Annotated in this window: 9 protein-coding genes; 3 read left to right on the top strand and 6 right to left on the bottom strand. The window is 48.0% G+C overall.

Features of this window, described 5'->3' with window-relative positions:
* From IPL17_RS26750 to dinB, 6 genes are all read right to left on the bottom strand, one after another.
* Positions 1-431: zinc dependent phospholipase C family protein (locus IPL17_RS26750; protein WP_345310144.1), on the bottom strand; the 431-nt coding region annotated here is incomplete at its 3' end.
* Positions 431-790, bottom strand: coding sequence for a hypothetical protein (locus tag IPL17_RS26745; RefSeq protein WP_345310143.1), 360 nt, complete (start codon positions 788-790; stop codon positions 431-433). The genes IPL17_RS26750 and IPL17_RS26745, both read right to left, overlap by 1 nt.
* Before the next feature lie 10 nt (positions 791-800).
* Positions 801-1,445: a GyrI-like domain-containing protein gene (locus tag IPL17_RS26740; RefSeq protein ID WP_345310142.1), complete on the bottom strand. Its 645-nt coding sequence runs from the start codon at positions 1,443-1,445 to the stop codon at positions 801-803.
* A 19-nt stretch (positions 1,446-1,464) separates the two neighbouring features.
* A complete protein-coding gene (locus IPL17_RS26735) occupies positions 1,465-1,959 on the bottom strand; it encodes a ClbS/DfsB family four-helix bundle protein (protein WP_345310141.1) in 495 nt (164 codons plus the stop codon).
* A 10-nt stretch (positions 1,960-1,969) separates the two neighbouring features.
* Positions 1,970-2,941, bottom strand: coding sequence for a hypothetical protein (locus IPL17_RS26730; RefSeq protein ID WP_345310140.1), 972 nt, complete (start codon positions 2,939-2,941; stop codon positions 1,970-1,972).
* Positions 2,942-3,011: 70 nt separating this feature from the next.
* Positions 3,012-4,184, bottom strand: coding sequence for a DNA polymerase IV (gene dinB, locus IPL17_RS26725; RefSeq protein ID WP_345310139.1), 1,173 nt, complete (start codon positions 4,182-4,184; stop codon positions 3,012-3,014).
* Positions 4,185-4,356: 172 nt separating this feature from the next.
* Here dinB and IPL17_RS26720 point away from each other — a divergent pair, with 172 nt between their 5' ends.
* The 3 genes from IPL17_RS26720 to IPL17_RS26710 all read left to right on the top strand — a co-directional run bounded on the left by IPL17_RS26720 (position 4,357) and on the right by IPL17_RS26710 (position 8,336).
* Complete coding sequence (locus tag IPL17_RS26720) at positions 4,357-6,309, top strand: NBR1-Ig-like domain-containing protein (protein WP_345310138.1); 1,953 nt, start codon at positions 4,357-4,359, stop codon at positions 6,307-6,309.
* A 148-nt stretch (positions 6,310-6,457) separates the two neighbouring features.
* Positions 6,458-7,405, top strand: a complete 948-nt coding sequence (locus IPL17_RS26715) for a hypothetical protein (protein WP_345310137.1) — start codon at positions 6,458-6,460, stop codon at positions 7,403-7,405.
* 34 nt (positions 7,406-7,439) lie between these two features.
* Positions 7,440-8,336 (top strand): hypothetical protein, encoded by an 897-nt coding sequence (locus IPL17_RS26710; RefSeq protein ID WP_345310136.1) that lies wholly within the window; start codon positions 7,440-7,442, stop codon positions 8,334-8,336.
* The last annotated feature ends 32 nt before the right edge of the window (positions 8,337-8,368 follow it).

Here is an 8,368-nt window from a genome sequence, read left to right as displayed (position 1 = left end):
TGTGCGTGGTTATATACCTGATCGAGACCATACCAATCCTTTTTGATCATTCCCCATGCTTTTGATTCATCTTCCGCGAGCATTTCCTGAAATGCAGTTTTGGTTGTGATACCGAGAAATTTCATCCACAAAATATCACAGATGAGATGTGTGAAATATCCAAAGCGGAAACTGTATGCTTTTATATCATTCTGTGGATTAATATTTTTCAAGTGTTCGCGGTAATACACCAGGTCGCGAATCATATCTTCGCCCTCACCTCTATGCAGGAAGTGGGTCACTTCTTTGGGAGGGTCGAACTCTGTCCATGTTTCGTTGGGAATGCCCGAATCAGGCGCGAGGTTGCCGAATGTGAATAATGTTGTATCCAATTCGGGGAAATGGGGAAGAAGTTTTTCTGCGATGCGCAGGTGACAGATCCATGTGCCCATTATTTTTGTTTTCTGCCTTCAAGATAATTTGCAATTGCCGCGTAAAGCAGAAACAGTCCGATCAAAATAAAGAACACGGCCTGCAATCCGAGAAAGCGGTATTGCATGATTCCGAATCCCGAGAATAACACGCCGACCAATCCATAAAATATCGCGTTGCGATTGTATGCGGAAGCAACGCGCCTGGATTGAAATAAGTTGCGGGCAGTAAGCTGTTCCAGCGCGCGGACTTGTTCTTCATGGTGGCCTTTGCAGGCGAGTACATCATCCACGATGGCGGCGCATTCGGAGCAAAGTCCGCGCTGACAGTGTTTACATAATCCAACGGCGGATATTTCAGGATGGTAAAAACAATTCACTTTTTATTTCTCACTTCTTCACAACTGGATGTCTCAATACAGTTTTCATTTTATCAGGCGCGGCTTTGCGCGGATCGCTGATATAGATCTCATGGTGCAAACCATTTGGCCCAACATTATCCTTCAATCCATTCTCTGTCATGAATTCCTTCATGCGGTCAATCGTTGCGGGCTCGGTGGCGTATGGTCCGATGTGCATCACCTGCACACACAGGCCTTCTTCAAAGTGGGCGAGCTTTACCTTCGAGAGCATTTCACTGTCACCCTTCTTCTTGCGGACTTGTTCCCTTGCTTCCTCAAAAATTTCTTTCGTGATGACATCAGGCTGCATGATCATCAAGGTATAGACCCAATTATCCTTCACGGTAATATCAAAGAATCCGTCCTCCACTCCCCACAGACCTTCCAGTGCCATGACGGGATAGTCAATGGCGTTCGTCTTGCGCTTCTTGAGCATGAACTTGAGTGTGTAGGACAGTCCGTATAAAGCCTGAGTGGCCTCTGCAAAAGAGGGTGACTTTCCAGGTTCGGAGCCTTTTTCAATCGCGCCGTCGATCATGGCGAATTGCAGATTTGGGACTTGAATCGTTTCGATCTTCTTCGCCGAGGGTTGATACAGATTTTTGAATTGTTTTTTCAGGTCAAGAATTTTCATGTCAATCTCCTACAACTGATTACTTTTTGATTGCCTTCCGAATCGTTGTCCGCGCCCAGCGGTAGTGACTGCCTGTGGCTGAGACAAAATATGCCGCCAGCGGATTGTTATTCGTCCATTTATAAACCTTGCGGGTGAACAAATCCTTTTCGGGAATTTCTTCAATGGTTTTCATGATCTTTTTATACGAAGTCTTGAAGATCTTCATTATTTCTGCAAGCGTCTTATCACGGTGCTTGAGGAAGATGGCGTGATTTAATTGCGGCAATTGCCCCCAGTTGTATTCCTCGGATGGTACGGCTGGAGTTTTTCCCTTCAGACCTTCTGCGTACCATTTCATCACCATCCCTTCCCATTCAACGAGATGCGAGAGCACATCCTTGACCGCCCATTCGCCGATGAGGTTGGGTTGAGTCATTTGTTCAGGCGTCAATGTGGCGAGCAGTTCTTCCAGTGCGGCGCGTTCTTTTTGAGCAGTTTCAATGATTTGAGGTTTTGTTGTTGGTTTTGGCATGCTGCCTCCTTTATTGTTTGGTTCTTTCCAGAATGAGATGAACAAATAATGTCAGTCCTCTTGATGGGATTTTCTTTTGACTAAAATCCCAATCCTTCCACGCCGTCCAGATGGATTCAGGGATGTATCGTCCTTCATCGTCTGCTTTGGATTCAACGAGCTTTAGCATTTCTTTGAAGCGTTTATCTTTCCTTGCCCACTTGAAATAACTGAGCACATCCACCACATGCAGAATGTCGTACCAGAACAGCGGAGCTTTCAGCTTGCGGAAGTCTGCTCCCATGAAGAACATATAAGGATGGCGTTCCTTACTTTCTTCCCAAAGGGTGAGCAGGGTCTCCACTCCGATCTTTGCGGATTTACCTTCGTGCAACTCAGGCACGTGCGCCAGTACCTTTAACATGACCAACGTCGCGTATGGACAGGGATCATCCTTTCGCCCCGGCCCGCGGAATTTTCCCAACTCTGGCGAGACAGCGCAAGGCCAGCCATTGTCACGGACAAGTCCATCCAAATGCTCAACTGCTGAAATTACACGCTTGTCATTGCCTAATCCCATTTGAACCAACGCAGATACAACAATAGGCGCGTCACATAAAGCCCATGCCCATTCATCTTCTCCACTGCCGCTGAAATGGGTTGGGATGTTCATGGTAAGTTGAAATGGTCCCTGACTGGATTGATGCTTCATCACTTTGTCAGCGATCTTCTTCACAGGGGCATCGTTGACATTCAATCCCAGATCTGCAAGGAAGGCCAATTTGTGAAATGACTGACTGGCAGATTTGTGACTGTTGAGAACTGTGCCAGGCCACTCGTTCAACTCGGCTAGCAGGGATTGAATTTTCGTATCAGCCAGCATGGCTTTTCGAGCAGAGATCACCTGCGGATCTTTTTCAGTTTGACCAAACAAATCCACCCGTGTTCGATATTCGATCCATGCTTCGCCTTGCAGAAGCCATTCAATGGTTTTATTGTTCATAGGAGCTTCCCGTCCTGCGTGTTAAAAACATGCCGCACATCTATCAAATTATGACATATCCGCCATTCGTTTACAAATTTAGATCGCCCTTATGAATCACATCTCTTCCATATTTTTCCTGAAGCCGATCGACCACTTCCTGCAATTTGCGGGACTTCTCGTTTCCCGCGTCCCACAAGCTGAGCTGTCGTACCGGAGCGCCGATTCCGCTGACGCCGACTCCGATCAACCTCACGGCTTGATTCTGCTTGCGGACAGTTTTCATCAGCTTGACGGCGGTGCGGAAAATCTCATCATCGTTATCTGTGGATGTGGGTAATGTGGCTTGACGGGAAATGGTTGTGAAATCAGTCCAGCGAATTTTGAGTTTGATCGTTTTTCCAGCAAGATCATTTTTGCGAAGTTGCCTGCCTACTTCCGTGGACTGTTCACGCAGGGTTTTTTCGAGAGTCTTTTCATCGCGCACATCCATATTGAATGTGATTTCCTGGCTGATGGATTTGGTCTCGGATTCTGTGACGATGGGACGGTTGTCAATGCCGTGCGCATGACGCCACAGGTCGCGCCCGTTTTCACCAAATAAATTGACAAGTTCCTTTTCAGGCCAGTTGGCAATGTCACCGATGGTGTGAATACCAAGTTCAGTTAATCGCGCAGATGTTTTTGGACCCACGCCCCAGAGCATATCCGCGGGCAGGGGAGCGAGGAATTTTGCTTCTTCACCTGCGGGGACAATTGTTAATCCAAATGGTGGCTCGGTTTTTTTCTTGCTTGATTTCTTGCCGACCTCGGTTGCGATCTTTGCCACGAGTTTATTGGATGCGATGCCGATCGAGCTGGGTAAATGCAAATTGTTTTTGATATCAGCTTGCAGGTTAAGTGCGATGCGTGCCGGGGCTTCGCGCATGTCTGAGATGTCGAGAAAGGCCTCGTCGATGGAAATCTGTTCGACCAGACCTGTTAATCCATGCAGTTTACTCATTACATTTTTAGAGTATTCTTCATATAGCTTATGCCGCCCGGGAACGATGATTAAGTTCCTGCACATTTGAAGAGCGCGCGACATGGGCATTGCACTGCGAACTCCAACCGCGCGCGCCGCATACGAACAGGATGCGACCACGCCGCGTTCGTTGGGTTTGCCTCCCACTGCAAAGGCTTTACCGCGCAGCTCAGGGTTTTGAGTCTCTTCGACTGAGCAATAAAAGGCATCAAGATCTAAATGTAGGATGGTGCGGGACATAAAGTGATTATAGTTTATTGATTGATATGGTACAAAATGACCACAAAATTGCCTTGTTAATATATTGAACATTCTCTTAAGAAAAGTTATACTAGGAAGGGCGTATAGTCATGGAACTTTTTTAGATTATTTTGCGTCTTTTGATTAGTATTTGCATTGCATGGAGGAAGAAATGAAACTTGTATCAAAATTTGCGACTACCTTACTTTTGCTTGCACTGATGCTTTCCGTCGTGCCTGCTTCGGCCGTTCAGCCTGCTCAGGCTGCAACAGCTTATTGGGCTCAATTCGTTGCTGATGTGACGGTTCCCGATGGCACAACCTACGCACCTGGCACTGCATTTAAGAAGACATGGCGCCTCAAGAATATTGGGACATCAGCTTGGAGCGATGTCTCTTTGATCTTTGTCAGTGGAGAGAAGATGGGCGCGCCCACTTCTGCTGCCCTTCCTACTACTGTTAATGTTGGCGCAACAGTTGATATTTCTGTGGATATGACCGCGCCGGCCTCTGGCGGACATTACTTCGGCTACTATAAACTCAAGAGCGCTTCAGGCGGCGAATTTGGTATCGGTTCCAACGCTAATAGTACTTTTTGGGTGGAGATCAATGTCAGCTCATCCACTGGAACTGGTTATGACTTCACTGCCAAGGCTTCTGATGCGACCTGGTCCACTGGCGCGGGCGCATTTACGTTCCCCGGCACGGATGGCAATGCGAATGGTTTTGCGCTTAAGTTGGATAAACCCAAACCTGAGACCGGTATCGAATCTACACTGGCCGGTCTCTTACTTGCTCCCAACAATGTCAATAATGGCTATGTTCAGGGAATTTATCCCGCCTTTAAGGTGCAAAGCGGGGACCGCTTCCAAGCGACCATTGGCTGTGAATATAATGCCACCAGTTGTTATGTGGCTTATCGTCTTGATTACCAGATCGGTTCAGATCCCGTTAAAACTTTTTGGACATTCCGTGAAAAATATGAAGGCTGGACATACGGCGCCAACCTCGACCTTAGTTCATTTGCGGGTAAAGATGTCAAGTTTATCCTTGTAATTTCCGCTTATGGATCCCCGACAGGCGACCGCGCGTTATGGATCAACCCGGTCATCGCCCGCTCAGGTGGTACGGTTGCAACCAATACCCCCGCACCAACGGTCACAGGAACTCCACCCACATCTACTCCAACCAAAACAGCAACCCCTGTTTCCAGTTGTACCAATCTCGCGCAATTCATCGCTGATGTCAATGTGCCGGATGGCACCTCCTTCCCGGCAAACACACCTTTCTTAAAGACCTGGCGTCTTAAGAACATAGGTACATGCTCGTGGAGTAATTACAGTTTGATTTTTGATACCGGCGAAAAGATGGGTGGGATTGATGGCGTTATCCCAACCACCGTGGCTCCTGGTCAAACCGTCGATGTCTCCACCAACCTGACCGCTCCCCCAACTTCTGGAACATACCGCGGATATTGGAAGCTAAAGAGCGCGGCAGGTGCTTCATTCGGCATTGGCACCGGCGGCACGAAATCCTTCTGGGTGGAGATCAAGGTTACAGGCTCGGCTGGTCCGACCGTTACCCCTGGCCCGACCGCTACTCCCTTAGCCGGTACGACCTATGATTTTTCACAAAAAGTATGTGATGCCAGCTGGTACAGTGGAGCAGGTTCGTTACCCTGCCCCGGTACCGATGGCGATGCAAAGGGATTTGTTTTGAAGGTTAACCCTTCCAAATTGGAGAACGGTACCTACGATAACCGCACCGGTTTGGTAACCTTCCCGCAGAATGTTACAAATGGTTATATCCAGGGTATTTATCCGGCCTATACTGTGAAAAGCGGCGATAAGTTCCGTTCCCTTGTTGGTTGTGAAGGTACCGCACAATGCAATGTAACCTTCCGTTTGGACTATTCTATTTCCGGCAGCTCCACCATTCAAACCATGTGGGCATTTGGTGAAAAAAATGAAGGACTAAACGGTACCGCCGATGTCAGCCTCGAATCACTGGTAGGCAAGGACATAAAGTTCATTCTCACCATTCTTTCAAATGGTTCTCCAACAGGCGATCGCGCGCTTTGGGTTGCTCCCATTATCTATAACAGCGTAGCCTACCCTAACCCGTAACGGTAAGCAATACCAAGAAGATTAGCTAGCGCAGTTTGTTTGCAATAAAGATCTTGAAGGTTCCCGTTATCGAAAGATAACGGGAACCTTTTTTTAATCGCAATCGTCTTGAATTTGATTTGTTAATTCGGTAATTGCAGGAGATTTAATGAAAAAGATATTGCTCTTAACGCTTTTGTTTCTGACAGCTTGTACGCCATTGGCATCCTCTTCTACCCCTGTTACTGATCCTGCGCCGATCTCTCCTCTCAGTACGGCGCCCTTGCCTGCTCCGGTAAACCTGACAATTGATTCAACCTCTGAACAGATCCGGATGGCTATGTTCGAAAGCGCTGGAAGGTGGCGAACTATCCACATGCAAGGTGAAACTATCTGGTACGGAACCGGCGGGGTATTACAAACATATCAAGAACAGGTATGGATTGATCCATTAAACAGTAGATACAAAGTTGAACTAACTGGAACAGCTAGTGCTGTAGATACTCGGATCACGATCAGTGATGGCATAAATATTTACAATTTAAATGGCAGTTCGGCACAGGCGGAGGTTATTTCATATCCTGATTTTGCGCGTGTGGGCCAATATATACCGCCGCTGGTTGACGGCGAATCTCATCCCAATCCAATCTGGAGTCAGATCGGCACGCCGCTTTCCCAGCTCGCTTTCCCGTCGGATTATTCTCAAAATAAAGGGATCTTTAAACCCGTTGAGACCACATCAGTAGCCGGGCGAGACACGCTTGTTATTGAATGGATGTTCGCTGAAAATTCCTTCGTTTCATGGAGAATGTGGCTTGATACACAGACTGCGGTCATTTTGAGATTGCAGGAGTTTGGAAAAGATGGAAGCGGAACACTGCAAGGGGAGCGTGTCGTAAACCAGATTAACTTTGACCAATCTTTTGACGCTTCGATGTTCGCTATCCCGTTTGATTCATTCAATGATACGGGTTCTTCCACAACTGGCATCACACCTTTAGTAACAGTGTCAGGCTCGACTTCCGAAGAAGATGCGGGAGATTTATATTTCTTCCTTCAGCCGCGACAGGCGGAAATCGATTCAGTTGGTGCGTGTGTCAGGTGTCTGTGTTTTTAATACAGAGAAATGTCCGCCCATCGAAGAGATCAAAGTGCCGTTTGCATTTAATTTTACGATCAGCCCGTTGAACTGGTCATCGGATGGAAAGCAGGCTGCCTTTGCGTATTCTAATAATCCAAATGGCACGCCGACCCGCATGTGGTTGTTTGACCCTGATGGGAATGTGTGGACTTCAGTGGCAGAGTTTCCTTACATTGATCCGCCGTTCTGGTCACGCGATAATAAATGGATCGCCTTCCGCGTGCAGGATGGAGCGGGCGGCGAGGATGTGTATATCGTTCAGCGGGATGGCAGGGAGTTGAAGAGTATATCGCCGGGACTTCCTCCAGAAGGAAAGCCTTATATTTTGGATGGCTGGTACACTGAGAACATCATTATGCGGTCTGGTTTGCCCGGCACCGAAGGCGAGGTCTACCTGGTGCGCGCGGTGAATGGACAGGCGCGCCTGATGTTTGAAACGCTGCAGACCAAAGTGCCTTTTGTGTCGTCGCCGGATGCCAGCCTGCTTGCGTATGATGACTATAATGCAGACGGTCAACTGCATGAATTAAAGATCATGGAACCGGATGGCGCCAACGCAGTGACGCTGGCAAACTTTACAGGCGGAAGCTTGTATCCATACATTTGGTCGCCGGACAGCAGATTCGTCGCATTTAATTATTCCACCAGTTCAGCAAACGGTGAGCCGAGCGCGGAAGTCTTTGTGGTCAGCCGCGATGGCAAGATCTTAACCTCGGCTTATAAGGGGGCGACTGTGGGACGCCTGGTCTTCTCGCCGAATGGAAAGTATTTGCTTGTGGAGGAAACGACATCTGCCAGCGGCGGTCATTTATTTGTAGTAGACCTTGCGACAATGGAACAGAAAATTTTGCAGGCCCCGGGCCTGTCCACAGATTATGATTGGTACGCCCCCTCGTGGAGACCGTAAATAAACAGTGAAAGTTGGAGCCGCGCTTTAGC

The sequence above is a fragment of the Candidatus Villigracilis saccharophilus genome (assembly GCF_016711665.1).
This window is presented reverse-complemented; position numbering and strand designations above follow the sequence as displayed.